The organism is Snodgrassella sp. W8124 (genome assembly GCF_016100875.1).
GTDB classification, from domain to species: domain Bacteria; phylum Pseudomonadota; class Gammaproteobacteria; order Burkholderiales; family Neisseriaceae; genus Snodgrassella; species Snodgrassella alvi.
The window spans coordinates 1,375,740-1,393,181 of sequence record NZ_JACFRP010000001.1 but is presented as its reverse complement, the minus strand read 5'-3'; the positions used below and the strand labels follow the sequence as shown (position 1 = coordinate 1,393,181).

The 17,442-nt window shown below is 43.2% G+C and carries 15 protein-coding genes; 13 read left to right on the top strand and 2 right to left on the bottom strand.

All coding sequences use genetic code 11. The features are described from left to right. Nucleotides 1–3: 3 nt before the first annotated feature. From H3U73_RS06110 to nagZ, 10 genes are all read left to right on the top strand, one after another. A complete protein-coding gene (locus tag H3U73_RS06110) occupies nucleotides 4–1,941 on the top strand; it encodes a MacB family efflux pump subunit (RefSeq protein ID WP_084551800.1) in 1,938 nt (645 codons plus the stop codon). 102 nt (nucleotides 1,942–2,043) lie between these two features. After that, nucleotides 2,044–3,417, top strand: a complete 1,374-nt coding sequence (locus tag H3U73_RS06105) for a TolC family protein (RefSeq protein ID WP_370570143.1) — start codon at nucleotides 2,044–2,046, stop codon at nucleotides 3,415–3,417. A gap of 602 nt (nucleotides 3,418–4,019) precedes the next feature. After that, the gene (gene dnaQ, locus H3U73_RS06100; RefSeq protein WP_198190189.1) at nucleotides 4,020–4,760 is read left to right on the top strand and encodes a DNA polymerase III subunit epsilon; all 741 of its coding nucleotides are present in this window, start codon (nucleotides 4,020–4,022) and stop codon (nucleotides 4,758–4,760) included. After that, nucleotides 4,757–5,464 carry a 2-C-methyl-D-erythritol 4-phosphate cytidylyltransferase gene (ispD, locus tag H3U73_RS06095; protein WP_198190188.1) on the top strand — a complete coding sequence of 236 codons (708 nt, stop codon included), beginning with the start codon at nucleotides 4,757–4,759 and terminating at the stop codon, nucleotides 5,462–5,464. Before dnaQ ends, ispD begins: the two co-directional genes overlap by 4 nt. After that, nucleotides 5,461–5,943, top strand: coding sequence for a 2-C-methyl-D-erythritol 2,4-cyclodiphosphate synthase (gene ispF, locus H3U73_RS06090; protein WP_084553989.1), 483 nt, complete (start codon nucleotides 5,461–5,463; stop codon nucleotides 5,941–5,943). The genes ispD and ispF overlap by 4 nt, the downstream gene beginning before the upstream one ends. 87 nt (nucleotides 5,944–6,030) lie before the next feature. Continuing rightward, the gene (gene rpiA, locus H3U73_RS06085) at nucleotides 6,031–6,699 is read left to right on the top strand and encodes a ribose-5-phosphate isomerase RpiA (protein WP_198190187.1); all 669 of its coding nucleotides are present in this window, start codon (nucleotides 6,031–6,033) and stop codon (nucleotides 6,697–6,699) included. Nucleotides 6,700–6,862: 163 nt separating this feature from the next. Next, the gene (locus tag H3U73_RS06080; RefSeq protein ID WP_198190186.1) at nucleotides 6,863–7,513 is read left to right on the top strand and encodes a thermonuclease family protein; all 651 of its coding nucleotides are present in this window, start codon (nucleotides 6,863–6,865) and stop codon (nucleotides 7,511–7,513) included. A 12-nt stretch (nucleotides 7,514–7,525) separates the two neighbouring features. Then, entirely contained in the window at nucleotides 7,526–8,167 is a 642-nt protein-coding gene (nth, locus tag H3U73_RS06075) for an endonuclease III (RefSeq protein ID WP_198190185.1), read from the top strand. Nucleotides 8,168–8,247: 80 nt separating this feature from the next. Then, on the top strand, nucleotides 8,248–9,720 hold the full coding sequence (locus H3U73_RS06070; RefSeq protein WP_198190184.1) for a DegQ family serine endoprotease: 1,473 nt from the start codon (nucleotides 8,248–8,250) through the stop codon (nucleotides 9,718–9,720). 167 nt (nucleotides 9,721–9,887) lie between these two features. Continuing rightward, a complete protein-coding gene (gene nagZ, locus H3U73_RS06065; protein ID WP_084553997.1) occupies nucleotides 9,888–10,985 on the top strand; it encodes a beta-N-acetylhexosaminidase in 1,098 nt (365 codons plus the stop codon). Between the two features lie 64 nt (nucleotides 10,986–11,049). Here the strand turns inward: nagZ and adhP are convergent, their stop codons facing one another. Continuing rightward, nucleotides 11,050–12,063, bottom strand: coding sequence for an alcohol dehydrogenase AdhP (gene adhP, locus H3U73_RS06060; protein WP_025330295.1), 1,014 nt, complete (start codon nucleotides 12,061–12,063; stop codon nucleotides 11,050–11,052). Between the two features lie 816 nt (nucleotides 12,064–12,879). Between adhP and truB the strand changes: the two genes are divergently transcribed. Together truB and rpsO are read left to right on the top strand one after the other, a co-directional pair. Next, on the top strand, nucleotides 12,880–13,803 hold the full coding sequence (gene truB, locus H3U73_RS06055; protein ID WP_025330296.1) for a tRNA pseudouridine(55) synthase TruB: 924 nt from the start codon (nucleotides 12,880–12,882) through the stop codon (nucleotides 13,801–13,803). A gap of 87 nt (nucleotides 13,804–13,890) precedes the next feature. Further along, nucleotides 13,891–14,157 (top strand): 30S ribosomal protein S15, encoded by a 267-nt coding sequence (rpsO, locus tag H3U73_RS06050; protein ID WP_025330297.1) that lies wholly within the window; start codon nucleotides 13,891–13,893, stop codon nucleotides 14,155–14,157. An 84-nt stretch (nucleotides 14,158–14,241) separates the two neighbouring features. On the opposite strand, the gene H3U73_RS06045 is transcribed toward rpsO, so the two are convergent. Then, the gene (locus tag H3U73_RS06045) at nucleotides 14,242–14,817 is read right to left on the bottom strand and encodes an acyl-CoA thioesterase (RefSeq protein ID WP_037391735.1); all 576 of its coding nucleotides are present in this window, start codon (nucleotides 14,815–14,817) and stop codon (nucleotides 14,242–14,244) included. A 429-nt stretch (nucleotides 14,818–15,246) separates the two neighbouring features. Here H3U73_RS06045 and pnp point away from each other — a divergent pair, with 429 nt between their 5' ends. After that, on the top strand, nucleotides 15,247–17,370 hold the full coding sequence (pnp, locus tag H3U73_RS06040) for a polyribonucleotide nucleotidyltransferase (protein ID WP_084551789.1): 2,124 nt from the start codon (nucleotides 15,247–15,249) through the stop codon (nucleotides 17,368–17,370). The last annotated feature ends 72 nt before the right edge of the window (nucleotides 17,371–17,442 follow it).

The window sequence follows — 17,442 nt, the reverse complement described above, 5'->3', positions numbered from 1 at the left end:
GCCATGAGTTTATTGGAAATTAAGGCAATCAATCGCTGGTTCGGCACTGGTGAAAACCGGGTTCAGGTGCTCAAAGATATTAATCTGAGCATAGAAAAAGGTGATTTTGTAGCTATTATCGGTCAGTCTGGTTCGGGTAAGTCTACCCTGATGAACATCATTGGCTGTCTGGATGTGCCGTCCAGCGGTTCGTACAAAATTGACGGCGTAGAAACTGCTGCTATGACCGCAGATGAACAGGCCGCTTTGCGCCGTCGCAGCTTTGGTTTTATTTTTCAGCGCTATAACCTGCTCGGCACATTAACAGCACGTGAAAATGTAGCCCTGCCGGCTGTATATGCCGGTATGGAATACGGTGAGCGAATGAAACGGGCGGATGAGTTGCTGGCTCAGCTCGGGCTTGCCGGTAAGGAAGAAAACCGTCCCAGTGAACTGTCCGGTGGTCAGCAGCAGCGGGTAAGTATTGCCCGTGCGCTGATGAACGGCGGTGAAATTATTCTGGCAGACGAGCCAACAGGTGCGCTTGATACCGGTAGCGGAAAAAACGTGATGGAAATCCTGCATAAACTGCATGATGCCGGTCATACCATTGTGATGGTTACACATGATCCGACGATTGCAGCTAATGCTAACCGGGTAATTGAAATTAGTGACGGACGGATTATCGCCGACCACAGTAAGAATACAGATATTCCGCCCAGCAATATTGAGAGTATTGAAGAGCATAATTCATGGCATTTTTACCGTGATCAGTTTTTTGAATCTTTTCTGATGTCTATTCAGGCGATTATGGCGCATAAGATGCGCTCGTTTCTTACGATGCTCGGCATTATTATCGGGATTGCTTCAGTGGTGTCGGTAGTGGCACTGGGAAGAGGGTCGCAGGAAAAAATTCTTGAAAACATCAATGCTATGGGCACAAACACGGTTTCCGTATATCCGGGTTACGGATATGGGGATCGCCGTTCTTCCCGTATTAAAACGCTGACTGTTGGTGATGCAGAGGTTCTGAAGCAACAGGACTATGTTGACAGTGTCACTCCGGGTGTTAATACCAGTGGTACGCTGACTTATGATAATCAGTCTCTTTCAGCTCAGCTATACGGTGTAGGTGACCAGTATTTTGATGTACGTGGTATCAAGCTTGCTTTTGGCCGGCTGTTTAATGAGGATGATGTAACTCAGAACAGTCAGGTAGTCGTAATTGATGACAATACCAAAAATAAATTGTTTGCAGATGGTACTAATCCGCTGGGAAAGGTTATTCTGTTTAATAAACGGCCATTGCGTATTATCGGAGTAACAGAACCTAATAATAACGGCTTTTCGGACAGTGACAGTTTACAACTGTTTACTCCTTATACCACGCTGATGAACCGGATTTCCGGCTCTAAATACATTACTTCAGTTACAGTGAAGGTAAAAGATAATGTCAATTCACAAACGGCAGAAAAAGGCATTATTGAATTACTGAAAGTACGTCATGGTACAGAGGACTTTTTTACCCGTAACAGTGACACTATTAAGCAGACAATTGAAAGTACTACCGGCACCATGACTCTGCTGATATCAAGTATTGCGCTGATATCTCTGGTCGTAGGCGGTATCGGGGTGATGAATATCATGCTGGTATCAGTAACCGAGCGGGTGAAGGAGATTGGTATACGCATGGCTATCGGTGCACGTCAGCACAATATTCTTGAACAGTTTCTGATTGAAGCGGTGCTTATTTGTCTGATTGGCGGGTTGGTAGGTGTACTGTTTTCGTTTGCCATCAGTATGCTGTTTAATTTGCTGGCAACAGATTTTGCTATGTCATTCTCAACAATTTCTATTGTGATGGCTGTACTTTGTTCAAGTGTAATTGGTGTGCTGTTTGGTTTTATGCCGGCAAAACGTGCATCGCAGCTTAATCCTATTGACGCGCTGTCACGCGATTAATTGTGTTGATGCTGAAATTTCAATCTGGCGGAAATGGCTGTACTGCATTGATAAATGCAGTAAGCGTCAGAATAAAAAGTTACGATGATGAGAGATAATTTTGTGAAAAAACGCAGCGCAGTATGGATGCTGAGTCTGAGTCTGCTGTTAACCGCCTGTGCTACGCATAGTTCCTATCCGCAGCAAAGCATGCATAAAGCCGGAATGCTAAGCAGTGCAGAAATTGCTGCGCAGTATCAGGTTAATGCTAACTGGTGGGAAATTTACCATGATGACACTCTGAATCAGCTGGTAAATACTGCGCTGGCTAATAATGTTGATTTGCGTCAGGCAGCACTGACAGCTGAAAAAGCACGTTATAGTGCCCGTCTGACAGCAGTAGACCTGGTACCGAATGCAAGTGGTTCTCTTGGCGCCAGCAGCTCCAAAGATTTGAAACATGGCGGGGTGTCCAGCCGTAATTTTACCGGCCAGCTCGGATTAAGTTATGAGCTGGACGTATGGCAGAAAATTCGTGCCAATACCAATGCGGCACGCTGGAAATATCAGGCCAGTGAAGAGGATCTGGCTGCCAGCAGACTCTCACTGATTAATAGTGTCGTCGATAATTATTTTCATCTTGCCTACATTGATGGTGCAATCAGTTTAACCAAAGACAGTATTGAACAATACCGGCAGATTGCCAGAATCTCTCAGGCACAGTATCAGGTAGGTAAAGTCAGCAGCATTAATGCCACTAATGCCAAACAATCATTACTGAGCGCAGAGAATAATCTGACCTCATTGCAGCAGAACCGGCTGGAAGTATTGCAGAATCTGCATAATTTACTTAATCAGCGTCCGGGTGAGGTAACGGATATTCAGCCAACATCTTTAAATCAGATTCATTTGAGTGAAGTGAATCTGAATGTGCCATTGTCTGTACTGGCTAATCGCCCTGATTTACGTGCGGCAGAATATCGTTTGCAATCTGCTTTTTCCAGTCAGCAGGCAACTAAACGTAGCTGGTATCCGAGTATTAGTCTGAATGGTGCGGTTAATTCGCGTTCTGAGGCTGCTTCTTCTGCTTTACATTTTCCTGTCGGTACGGCAAGTGTTAATGTAAATTTGCCTTTTCTCGACTGGCAGACTCTGTATTGGCAGAACAAGCAGGCTAAGGCAGATTTTGAAAGTGCAAAACTGACTTTTGAACAATCTCTGACTACGGCCCTTAATGAAGTTGAACGCTATTACCGGCAATACACGCTTAGCCGCAATACTCTGGCCAATAATGAACAAAAATACCAGTACGATTTAAAAAACAGTCGCTACTACCATGCCCGCTATCAATACGGTACTAATCCGCTTAGTGACTGGCTGGATGCATTGAATACACAGTATTCTTCGGCACAAAACGTGTTAAACAACCGTTATAGTGTCCTGCAAAATGAGAATCTGATTTATCAGGCTATGGCCGGACGCTATCAGCCGCAATAATATTCAAGCCGGCCTGTTTGAAAATATACAGGCCGGCTTTTTATAGGTTAGTTGATAATTGAATTATTTTTCTGTTTTTATTACACTAATGACTAACAAAAAAAATCGCCCCTCAAAAAGGGGGCGCAAAAAGGAACACAAACCACTACCAATAGAAAAGTGCTAAATAAATTGTTGAACAAAAACAATATATTTTAAATCTGTGAGTATGTTCAGAAATGGCTGCAAAATATTTGTGAATATTTGTGTCGTTTCGTGAACATAGATGCATCATAAACAAATTATTTTCTAATTGCAAATGATAGTTATTATTATTTGCAAAAATAACTGAGAATTTTATTTATAATTTTGTTTTTAAAAGAAAAATAAATAGTGGTATATATACCCGTTAATAGAGACTATGACAAAAAATACTAAAAAATAATGTTTTATCCGGATAAAACAGCTTGATGACTATTAGTTTGTAATAGTCATCTGTTGGATTTGCCTGCTGAGTAATTTGTTTTACCGGTGCGGACGGCTGTTATGCACCGGAGTTGATTTTTTAGTATTATCGGAGTTTTAAGTCAGCGGTGTTCAACCGCATAAAGCATTGAATCAATATGCGTCAAATTATTCTTGATACTGAAACCACCGGACTGTATGCAAACAATGGTGATCGCCTGATTGAATTTGCCGGTGTAGAAATGGTAGACCGGCGCCTTACCGGAAATAATCTGCATCTGTATATTAATCCTGAGCGCGATATTCCAGACGAAGCTGTGGCAGTACACGGAATTACACTGGAAAAGCTACAGGAAATGAATGCACCGGTGTTTGCCGGTGTGGCTCAGCAGATTGCCGACTACCTGCATGGTGCCGAACTGATTATTCATAATGCTGTGTTTGATGAAGGCTTTCTGGATATGGAGTTTGAGCGTCTGAGTATGCCCAAAATTAAAACGATTACCAGTGGGATAGTTGATACGCTCAAAATGGCTCGTGATAAATATCCGGGTCAGAAAAATTCGCTGGATGCTTTATGTACACGGCTGGAAGTAGACCGCAGTAAGCGTGTACTGCATGGTGCGCTGATTGACTGTGAATTACTTGGTGAAGTTTATCTTGCCATGACCCGAAGCCAGTTCAGTCTGGTAGATGAACTGATGGCCACTGCTGCTGCCAGTGAAAATCAGATTGCAGAAAGCAAATATCAGATAAAACATACTGGATTAACAGTAGTGGAACCCAGTGCAGAAGAACTGGCTGAACATGAAGCTTATTTGCAGGCGTTGGATAAAATAGTTGGTGAACCCTGTATGTGGCGAAAATGGCAGGAAAATAACGGAGATAAATCTGTATGACCCGGCATGTAGTGCTGATTCCTGCCGCGGGTGTCGGAGCACGATTTGGTGCAGAATGTCCGAAACAGTATGTTACTTTAGCCGGTCAGACTGTATTACAGCACACAGTGTCGCGACTGGCACAAATCAGTGCAATTGATCTGTTTTTGATTGTTGTATCAGAACAGGATGAATATATCGATGCTGTCTATCCGGCAGATTTATTACCGCCGGATGTGCATATCCTGCGTTGTGGCGGAGCGACGCGGGCGCAAACTGTGCGCAATGGGATTGTGCAGGCGCAAAAATATTTTAATGTACAGGATAACGACTGGATACTGGTACATGATGCCGCTCGTTGCTGTGTGAGTACGGATTCTGTAAAACGTTTATTAGCTGCTGTGCAAGATCATGCAGTAGGCGGGTTACTGGCGCTTCCCGTAGCAGATACGCTTAAACAGGCAGATGAACAACAGCAGGTAAGCCGGACAGTGAACAGGGCAGGTTTATGGCAGGCTCAGACTCCACAAATGTTTCGTACCGGTATTCTGGCCAGAGCACTGGCACAAGCAGATTTAGATGTGATTACAGATGAATCTTCTGCCGTAGAGGCGCTTGGTCTGGCTCCATTACTGGTAGCAGGGGACATACGCAATCTGAAACTCACCAGTGCACAGGATGCGTTACTGGCTAGCTATTTTTTACAGCAGGACACCATTAAATGAGTTCTTTAAGAATTGGTCAGGGTTATGATGTGCATCAGCTCGTTAGCGGGCGGCCATTGTTACTTGGCGGCGTAAAAATTCCTTTTGATAAAGGTTTGCTTGGTCATTCTGATGCAGATGCGCTATTGCATGCGATTACCGATGCACTGCTGGGTGCAGCCGCTTTAGGTGATATTGGCAAGCTTTATCCAGATACAGCTGCTGCAAATAAAGATGCCGATAGCCGTGTACTGTTACGCGGTGCCTGTGCTGCCGTTCGGGCTGCCGGCTGGCGTGTGGTCAATGTTGATAGTACGGTTATTGCTCAGGAGCCGAAATTGCGTCCTTATATAGATCAGATGCGTATAAATATTGCAGCTGATTTGAATATAGCTGTGGATGCAGTAAATGTTAAGGGTAAAACCAATGAAAAATTAGGCTATCTGGGGCGGAAAGAAGCTATTGAGGCTCAGGCAGTCGTATTGCTGACGGCAGTTTAATCCTGTTGCGGCATCAGTTATAATTTCGTGCAGGAATAATTATTGTTTGAAATGTACTTAAAGTTAAGCTGATCAAGGAGCAGTAGAATGGCCACACAGGATGAGTTGAAACGTCAGGCAGCGCAAAAAGCTGTTGAATATGTCAATGAAAACGAGTATCTGGGTATTGGTACCGGTTCTACCGTGTATTTTTTTATTGAGGCACTGGCACAAAGTAAAAAGCAGATTAAAGGTGCAGTATCCACATCTGCCCTGACCAGTGAAACTTTGAAAAAATTTGGTATTCCGGAAGTAACACTCAATGAAGTGAATGGTTTACCGCTGTACATTGATGGAGCTGATGAAATCAATCATTTATTGCAGATGATTAAAGGTGGCGGCGGTGCATTGTTAAATGAAAAAATTGTTGCCAGTGCTGCTGAGAAATTCATTTGTATTGCTGATGAAAGTAAATATACCAGTCGTCTTGGTCATGTATCGTTACCAGTGGAAGTGACACCCAATGCTCGTTCACTGGTAGCGCGCCGGCTACTGAAACTTGGTGGAGAGCCTGAACTGCGTCTGGGTTTTACTTCTGATCATGGTAATCAGATTCTGGATGTAGCTAATCTGAACTTTGATGAGCCGATTAAAATGGAAGATGCCATTAATAAGATACCCGGTGTAGTAGAAAATGGTTTGTTTACTCACCATCCAGCTGATTTACTGGTGCTGGGTTGCAGCAATGGTGTCAAGGTATTAACTGCCAGAGTCTGAATTTGCTGCAGCAGAAGTATTGAATAATACAATTAATTAATATCTGCGCAGCCAGTTACCTGAAAAAAGGGTAGCTGGCTGCTGTTGTTTTAAGGGTTTATTTTACTGTCTGTGATTTATTCTGTTCAGGCCGGGTATATTTAACAATGTGGTTTTCTGATAAATGCATAAAAGAAAAAAAATTCTGACTAACTGGCGTAAAATTCTGGTCTGGGTGGCTGTTATTCTGACAATCGCTAAAGTGTGGTTGCCGGAAAGTATAATTGCACCTTTAGCGGAATGGACACAGAAAGCGGACAGTATTGTGCGCTCTGTACAGGATTTGCTTAATGGTAAGCCGCCTGTAAGAGGAAAAAAATGGGCAGTAGCCAGTAAAGGACGCTATTCAGGTAATGTTGACAGTGTGCATGATGGAGATACTGTGCATATCAGAGACAAGGATGGGCATACGCATAAAGTTCGTCTGGCTAATATTGATGCGCCGGAAATCAAACAAGCTTATGGTATAGCCAGTCGCGATGCCTTAAAAGCACGTATTGAGGGTAAGTATGTTGATGTCAATGTGGTTGCTATAGATCAGTATCAGCGTGAAGTTGGTCAGATTATATTGAATAATGCAGATATTAACTTATGGATGGTTCAGCAGGGATATGCATGGCATTACGACTCAATTGCTAAAAAGCAGCAGGATCGATTAGGTTTTGGCCGTTATCAAAGTGCTCAGATACAGGCGCGCCAAAATCGTCTCGGTTTATGGCACAATGCCAGTGCAATAGCACCGTGGCAGTTTCGTCAGCAACAAAAAAACCGATAATGGTTTAATTTCATGAATGCACAAAAGCGCAAGAAAATATTCACTCGTTTGCAGGCCGTCTGTCAGAATCCGACTACAGAGCTGATATATCATTCACCATTTGAATTATTGATAGCTGTTATGCTCTCGGCACAGGCAACGGATGTTTCTGTCAATAAATGCACTATACATTTATTCCGAATGGCACCCACGGCACAAGCTATGCTGGAGTTAGGAATAGATAAAGTTATGGAGTGTATTCGGACCATCGGTTTATATAAAACCAAAGCCAAACATGTGATGGAAACTTGCCGGATTCTGGTGCAGCTGTATAACGGAGATGTACCGCAAACCAGAGAAGAGCTGGAGGCATTGCCGGGAGTAGGGAGAAAAACGGCTAATGTTGTGCTGAATACAGCTTTTGGTCATCCAACGATTGCAGTAGATACGCATATTTTCCGGGTATGTAATCGTACTGGTCTGGCACCGGGTAAAACGGTACGTGAAGTTGAGGATAAATTAATGCAGGTAGTGCCGAAACAGTTCAGACTTAATGCACATCACTGGCTTATTTTACACGGACGTTACATATGTAAAGCGCGTAAACCGCTGTGTGAGCAATGTCTGATAAATGATTTGTGTGAGTACCCGGCAAAGACGACTTTAACCGTCTGATTGTGTAACTTAACGCCTCTTTTCGTTACAATATTATTAATCTTTGCTTGTGTAAGAAAACAAAAAAGTTAGGGAAGTGGATGCGGATAAATCGCAAATATATGTTGACGGCAATTTTGTCAGTGTTGTTAGTAGCAGGTTGTGACAGGCTGGAACAATGGTTTGGCAAAAATAAGGACGGTCAGGGTTTTGTGAAGGAAATACCTGCCGGTACTGATGGGAACAGCAATCAGGTAGCTATGTTGTTGCCCGATTTTACCCGGCTGGTCGACCAGCAAGGTCCGGCAGTAGTCAATATTCAGGCTACACGCAATAACCGTAATATCGATAATGAAGCCGGTCCGGATGCTTTGCCTGACAATGATCCGTTTTACGAATACTTCAAACGCCTTTTGCCAAATGTACCGCAAACCCCGCAGGCAAATGATGATGAATATAATTTTGGTTCAGGTTTTATTATCAGTAAGGATGGTTATATTCTTACCAACACTCATGTAGTCAACGGTATGAATAATATTAAGGTTTTACTGAATGACAAACGTGAATTTCAGGCAAAACTGATTGGTGCTGATGCTCAGTCTGATGTTGCATTATTAAAAATCAATGCCGATGAATTACCGGTTGTAGAACTGGGTAATCCTGAAGAATTAAAAGTCGGAGAATGGGTAGCGGCCATTGGTGCGCCGTTTGGTTTTGATAATAGTGTGACTGCCGGCATCGTTTCAGCCAAAGGACGCAGTCTGCCGGAAGAAAACTATACGCCGTTTATCCAGACTGATGTGGCTATTAATCCCGGAAATTCAGGTGGACCATTATTTAATCTTAAGGGACAGGTAGTAGGAATTAACTCACAGATATACAGCCGCAGTGGTGGCTTTATGGGTATTTCTTTTGCCATTCCGATTGATGTGGCCATGAATGTAGCCGAACAATTGAAAACATCTGGTAAGGTACAGCGAGGCCGGCTTGGAGTAGTTATTCAGGAAGTCAACTATAATCTGGCCAAATCTTTTGGTCTGGATAAAGCTAATGGTGCGCTGATTACTCAAGTTGTTGCCGGCGGACCGGCAGCTAAAGCAGGCTTATTATCCGGTGATATCGTACAAAGTGTGAATGGCGATGAGCTAAAGAATTCAAGCGATTTGCCGGTGAAAGTTGGTTTACTGCCACCAGGTAAGCAAATCGTTCTGGGTATCTGGCGTAAAGGTCAAAAAGAAGAAATCAGGGTAACGCTGGATAATGTGTCTCCGGCTGTAGCTAATCCGGCCAGTTCTGCCAGTAGTACCATTATGCCAACTGACGGAACCAGTTTTGCCGAACACCGTCTCGGTCTGGTATTGAGGGCAACAGCTCAGGGGCTGATTATTGAAGACATCAGCGGGCTGGCTGCACAGGTAGATTTACGTCGTGGCGATATTATTATCGCCGTTGGTCAGAAACTGGTACATGATGAAAAAGATTTTGATAATGCAGTAGCAGCCAGTGGAAAAAATGTACCTCTGTTAATCAGGCGTGCAAACAATACCTTGTTTATTGCTATGATGTTGCCGTAATTTTTTTATAAAGATATTGTCTTTTGGATATGTTCTAGTTGGGTTATCAGTTAATCGCACAGGTCGTTTACACCATTATGCAGGTTTTTTTAATTGTTCCATTGTTAATGATGGATCACTTTCAGGTCAGACCGCGCGATTCATTCAGAAAAATTTTGGAATAATTTATGTTGTCAGTACATCCCAAAGCATTAGCACGTGGTCCGGTTATGGCTGATGTGGCAGAGTTCAGGTTAAGTGATATTGAACGTGAACGTTTATGTCATCCGGCCATTGGTGGCGTGATTCTGTTCCGGCGCAATTATCAATCCCGTGCTCAGTTAACCGAGCTGGTTGCTGAAATTAAAACATTAAGAACACCGGAACTTATTGTCGCTGTTGATCATGAAGGCGGGCGGGTACAGCGCTTTATTCCCGAATTTACCCGATTGCCGGCCATGCGTACTCTGGGACAGTGCTGGGAGCAGCATGGTGCAGCAATGGCCGACAAAATGGCCGAAACAGTAGGCTGGGTGCTGGCTACTGAATTACGTGCCTGTGGCATAGATTTATCATTTACGCCTGTTCTGGATTTGGACTGGGGTGAATGTGCTGTTATTGGTAATCGCAGTTTTCATCAGCAGCCGGCTGTAGTCAGCTCTCTGGCAATAGCTTTGCAACGTGGTCTGGCTCGTGGTGGTATGGCTTGCTGTGGCAAACATTTTCCCGGACATGGAGCCGTCAGTGGTGATAGCCATCTTACCTTACCGGAAGATAACCGCAGCTGGGAAGAATTGTGGGCTGATGATATTCAGCCATTTAAAGATTTAATTCATAATGGTATGCCGGCACTCATGCCCGCACATGTGGTATATCCTAAAGTTGATCCGACAGAACCGGCAGGATTCTCCACTATCTGGCTGGGGGGTGTTTTGCGCGATAAAATGCAGTTTGATGGGGTGATTTTCTCTGATGATTTAACTATGGAAGGAGCCAGCTGTGCCGGTGATATCCATGCACGTACAGCGCAGGCTTTTGGTGCCGGCTGTGATATTGCTCTGGTATGTAATAAACCAGACTGGGTAGATAATCTGCTGACCGATTTTGTCTGGCCGGATATCAGCCGGCTGGCACAGCGCTGGCAGATGATTGCCGGTAAGGGGAGTGCAACAGAATACGTTGCTACTATGCAGACACCTGAATTTCAGGCAGCTCAGCAACTGGTTGCCAGTCTGGCCTCTGCTCAGGATACTCTCAATGGTGTTCAGGTGGGCGAAGCCTGCTAATTATTTTCCGGACAACAAAAAAGCCATAGTCAAACTATGGCTTTTTTAAACTGCCTAACAGATATCAGGCATTTTTAAAGTCGATTACCATACGACCAGTAAACTTACCGGCAGTCATTTCATCGAAAATATCATTGATATCTTCCAGAGGGCGCATAGTTACTTTTGGTACTACTTTACCTTCTGCACCAAACTGGAATGCTTCACGCAAATCTTCACGTGTACCTACCAGTGAACCTACCACTTCAATACCATCCAGAACCAGACGCGGAATATTCAGATCCATAGTGTCAACTGGCAAGGCTACAGCAACAATACGTCCGCCGGCACGTACAGAGGCTACGGCTGAATTGAAAGCAGATTTAGCTACAGCTGTAACCACAGCAGCGTAAGCACCACCTACTTTTTCCTGAATGATTTCTTCTACTTTTTCTTTAGCAGGGTTCAGAGTCATATCTGCGCCCATTTCGCGTGCCAGCTCAAGTTGTTTTTCATTGACATCAATAGCAATTACTTTAGCATTAAACACGTTTTTGGCATACTGCAACGCCAGATTACCTAAGCCACCAAGGCCATAAATCGCAATCCACTGACCCGGCTGGATGTGTGATACTTTGATTGCCTTGTAGGTTGTCACACCGGCACAGGTAATACTGCTGGCTGCTTCAGAACTCAGTCCGTCTGGTACTTTAACTGCATAATCTGCTACAACGATACATTCTTCAGCCATACCACCGTCTACAGTATAGCCGGCATTTTTAACTTCACGGCAGAAGGTTTCGCGACCACTGTTGCAATATTCACAATGTCCGCAGCCTTCAAAGAACCAGGCAACACTGGCACGGTCACCCACTTTTAAAGAAGTAACATCTTCACCTACAGCAGTTACTACTCCAATACCTTCATGTCCCAGTGTTACACCGGTTACGTCACCAAAATCCGCATTTTTTACATGCAAGTCGGTATGGCAAACGCCACAGCATTCCATTTTCAGCAATGCTTCATTGGCTTTCAGCGGGCGTACAGCTTTATCCTGGATGGCAACTTTTTTGTCTTTTGTTACTACGGCTGCTTTCATAATGAACCCTTTTCATCAGTAAAGAAGAAGTGTTTAGTCTGTTAGTTTCTGTTCTCAGATAAACAGACCGGTACAACCAGAAAATCATTTACCGGATAAAATCGATACCGGTATAAATATAATCCTGAATAAAAATGACAGAAAATTATTCAGAGGTGTATATGCACCTCATATTACCGATTAAATGTCATTTAAAACAGGATTAAAATATTTATTTTCTACCAGTTATTCTGACAGATATATCAGTGCAGTACCAGCACTAGTATATAAAATAATTGTAACTCTAAATAAAGCATCTGCGTAAGACTTAATTGCAGCAAAATACCATATATTTATAAGAAATTTTAATAAATTTCAATGATTCTTTTTTGCTATTGTCCTGCTAATCAGATCTGCTCAGGTAAGAAAACATAAAATCTGCATAGAGGCATGCACACCTAAATTAAGACAATAAAACAGTATGCAAAATTAACTGTCACATGGGTAAACATCGCTGGAAATCAGGAATAGTATGACTATCGGCATATACATCTGATCTATACACCTATCTGGGTTCGCAGATTTCACTGATAGTGAAATCTGGTAATTATGTCATCTGTGTGCATCCTGATAAGATGCTTTTATAGTCAGTTTTTAAGTTTGAAAATATAGATGTCCGAAATTCTGTTATCGGCAGAACCAATAATTTTAAAAGCCAGTACTGGTTCTCAAGCCTGTTTCTGATCGAAAAAGCGACTAATCCTGAATAGGCCGGATAAAGCATGTTATGATGCGCTCGCCTAATGACCCTGAAACTGAAATTAGATAAACAACATCATGAATACCCAGACTAGCCGGCGCAAACGCGTTCTTAATGGTGTGCTGTTACTCGATAAAGACAGCGGAATGAGTAGTAACAGTGCTTTGCAGCGGGCGCGCTTTTTATATGGTGCGGCCAAAGCAGGGCATACCGGTGTACTGGATCCGCTGGCAACAGGTTTGTTACCCGTATGCTTTGGAGAAGCAACTAAATTTGCTCAGTATCTTCTGGATGCAGATAAAGCTTATATAGCGACTTTACAGCTGGGTGCGGCTACCAGCACAGGTGATGCTGAAGGTGAAATCGTTGCCACTGCCGATACAGTGATTACACTGGCGCAGGTACAGGCAGCCATTTCTGCTTTTAGTGGTGAAATTACTCAGACACCACCTATGTATTCAGCTATTAAATATCAGGGTAAGCCATTATATGAATATGCCCGTGCGGGTATCACCATCGAACGCAAAAGCCGTCAGGTAACGATTTATCAGATAGATATTATTGAATTTACTTTCCCGCGGCTGGTCATCAGTGTGCGTTGCAGTAAGGGAACGTATATACGTACTCTGGCTGAAGATATGGCCAAACATATGGGAACTGTAGCGCATCTGACTGCATTACGCCGCACTGCTACTGCCGGCTTTACCATTGAACAGACTCATTCACTTGCAGCAATCAGTAATCTGGATGAGACAGCACGGGATAACTGGCTTTTACCTTGTGATGTACTCGTACAACATTTTCCGGCTGTCACTCTGAATGATAAAGATATTTTGCAGTTACAGCATGGTATAGCCGTGCATTCTGAGCAAAATTATGGCACAATGTGCCCCTTGCGTATTTATGCTGTTGATGGTCGCTTTATCGGGCTGGTGCAATATCAGGCTGCCAGCAGGCGTTTGAAAGTGCTGCGTCTGATGAATACGGCTTATATCAGTTAAATATGTATCCGGAGTTGGTATTTGTTAATGACATATATTAGCTTGGCCAACTTGTCTGCCGTAAGGCTTTTTTTAAGAGTAAATTACATGTTATCTGTTGAACAAAAAGCACAAATTATTAAAGATTATCAACGTGCCGAAGGGGACACTGGTTCTTCTGAAGTACAAATCGCGTTATTGACTTTCCGTATTAATGATCTGACTGGTCACTTTAAAGCTAACCCGAAAGACCATCACAGCCGTCGTGGTCTGTTGAAAATGGTTAGCTCCCGTCGTCGTTTGCTGGCGTACATCCGCCGCACTAAACCGGATACCTACCGCGAATTGATTGCACGTCTGGGTCTGCGTAAATAAGCATTCTCCATCTGAAAAAAAGCCGCCTTTTAAAAGAGGCGGCTTTTTTATACATCAAACTAAAACCATTCAGGCAATATTTGATTATCCTATTTCGTTATATAAATCCGGATTTAAACGCGCATTCTGTGTCTGACACCAGTCCAGATGATCCTTATTTAAATGAAAAGCTTTTGCCTGAAATTCTTTCAAAGCTTCCTGCTGTTCTATCTTGCGAGTATATGAGCGTACAAAACGGCGTACTTCATTGGATGTTTCCAGAATCAGACCGGGTACCGACTGTGGTTTACCAGTGGCAGAATCAATGGCGACCATGGTGAAATAACTTGAATTACTATGACGAATTTCTCCGGTAAGCAGATTTTCCGCTTCTACACGAATACCAATCATCATGGACGATTTACCTACATAATTGACCCGTGCTTTAATTGAGACCAAATCACCTACATAAATTGGCGTACGGAAATTAACAGTATTAATAGCTGCTGTTACCGTTACAGAACGTGAGTGTTTACAGGCGCATGCATACGCGGCCTGATCCATTAAAGCCAGAATACGTCCGCCGAAAATAGTATTGTTTGCGTTGGTATCTTCCGGATGCATCACTACAGATAACAGTACATCACTGTCAGTTGGTTTTTTATATAAAAATTCAGACATTACTTTGTCCTCAATAATACAGGTACAGCCAGATCCGGTTGAACCAATATGGTAATTTACATTAGTAAAATCAATTCTAACATACAAGTAAATAGTTTTAATATTAATGATTTTTGGTAAAGAAAAAATATACGGTCAATAGAAATATTTTTATGGCAGATTGAAAAAGACCAAAAATGCATATCCTGAGCTTAACCAGCGTCGGGACAGTCATTGAGTTTGCGATAAGGTAAAAAATATATGTTAGAATTTGACCATAATACAAAATGTATTTATAGCCTGTTACAGGCTTGATTAAAACCTCATTAATAATCATTTTGCAAATCACGCCCGGCCAGAAACCCTACCTATGTATATGCCAGTTACGTGTACATTGTTAGGTTTTTTAGCAGGTGCGGTATCTGCAAAAAATTAGAATGGAAAAACAATATGTTTAATAAACACATTAAAACCTTTCAATACGGCAATCAGACAGTTACTTTGGAAACTGGTGAAATTGCCCGTCAGGCAGCCGGTGCAGTAAAAATTTCCATGGGCGATACTGTGGTACTGGTAGCCGTTACAGCTGCTAAAGAAGTCAAACCTGGTCAGGATTTCTTTCCGCTGACCGTAGACTATCTGGAACGCACCTATGCAGCCGGTAAAATTCCGGGCGGATTTTTTAAGCGGGAAGGCAAACAGAGTGAAAAAGAAATCCTTACCAGCCGCCTGATTGACCGTCCGATTCGTCCTTTATTTCCGGAAGGTTTCTACAACGATATTCAGATAGTTGCCATGGTAGTATCAGTTGATCCGGAAATTGATTCAGATATTCCGGCTATGCTAGGTGCTTCAGCTGCACTACTACTAACAGGTGTTCCTTTTGCCGGTCCGATTGGTGCAGCCCGTGTCGGCTATGTCAATGGTGAATATGTTCTTAATCCGACTAAAACTCAGCTGGCTCAGTCACAACTGGATTTAGTTGTTGCTGGTACAGAAAAAGCCGTATTGATGGTGGAATCTGAAGCAGATGTACTGTCTGAAGAAACCATGCTGGGTGCAGTAGTATTCGGTCATGAACAAATGCAGGCAGCCATCCGTGCCATCAATGAATTTGCTGATGAAGTTAATCCGGAAATGTGGGACTGGCAGGCTCCTGTTGCTGATGAAAGCCTGATTGCCAAAGTGCGTGAGCTGGCTGGTGCAACAATTGATGAAGCATTCAAAATCAAGCAAAAACAAGCCCGTACAGCAAAACTAGATGAAGCATGGTCTGCTGTTGAAGCGGCTTTGATTACCGAAGAAACTGATACCTTACTGGCTAACCAGATTCGCGGTATTTTCAAAGATCTGGAAAAAGAAGTAGTTCGTGGCCAGATTCTGGAAGGTCAGCCGCGTATTGACGGCCGTGATACCCGTACTGTTCGACCTATTAATATCCGGACCGGCGTATTACCGCGTACACATGGTTCTGCCTTATTTACCCGTGGTGAAACTCAGTCACTGGCTACAGCAACACTGGGCACCCAGCGTGATGAACAGATTATCGATGCTCTGAGTGGTGAATATACCGACCGCTTTATGCTGCATTACAACTTCCCGCCATACTCAACCGGTGAAGTAGGCCGTATGGGTGCACCAAAACGCCGTGAAATCGGGCACGGCCGTCTGGCAAAACGCGCACTGCTGGCAGTATTGCCTGATGTTGAAGATTTCAGCTACACCATGCGTGTGGTGTCTGAAATTACTGAATCCAATGGTTCTTCTTCCATGGCCAGTGTATGTGCCGGATGTCTGAGTCTGCTGAATGCTGGCGTTCCTCTGAAAAGCCATGTTGCCGGTATAGCCATGGGTTTAATCCTGGATGGCAATAAATTTGCTGTACTGACTGATATTCTGGGCGATGAAGACCACCTTGGTGATATGGACTTTAAAGTTGCCGGCACCACTACAGGTGTGACTGCTCTGCAAATGGATATCAAAATTCAGGGAATTACCAAGGAAATCATGCAGATTGCACTGGCTCAGGCGAAAGAAGCTCGTTTGAATATTCTCGGACAAATGCAGGAAGCAGTAGAAGGTCCGCAAGAGTTATCTGCACATGCACCACGTTTATTTACCATGAAAATCCATCAGGACAAAATTCGTGATGTTATTGGTAAAGGCGGTGAAACCATCCGTGCATTAACCGCAGAAACCGGTACTGAAATTAATATTGCCGAAGATGGTACAATTACCATTGCTGCCAGCACCAGTGAAGCAGGAGAAGCGGCCAAACGCCGTATTGAAGAAATTACTGCTGAAGTAGAAGTGGGTAAAGTATACGAAGGCACAGTAATCAAGATTCTGGATAACAATGTTGGTGCTATCGTATCAGTTATGCCGGGTAAAGACGGCTTGGTACACATCAGCCAGATTTCACATGATCGTGTGAAAAATGTAAGTGATTATCTGCAAATTGGTCAGCAGGTTAAAGTAAAAGCGTTGGAAATTGATGATCGCGGCCGTGTACGCCTGTCAATCAAAGCTTTGCTTGAAAAGGCACCGCAAGAACCAAAACCGGCTGAAAATTAATCGTTAATATTGAGTATTCAAGACTGCCTTACATGTAAGGCAGTCTTTTTTTGTAGTAAAATAGAAGTATTA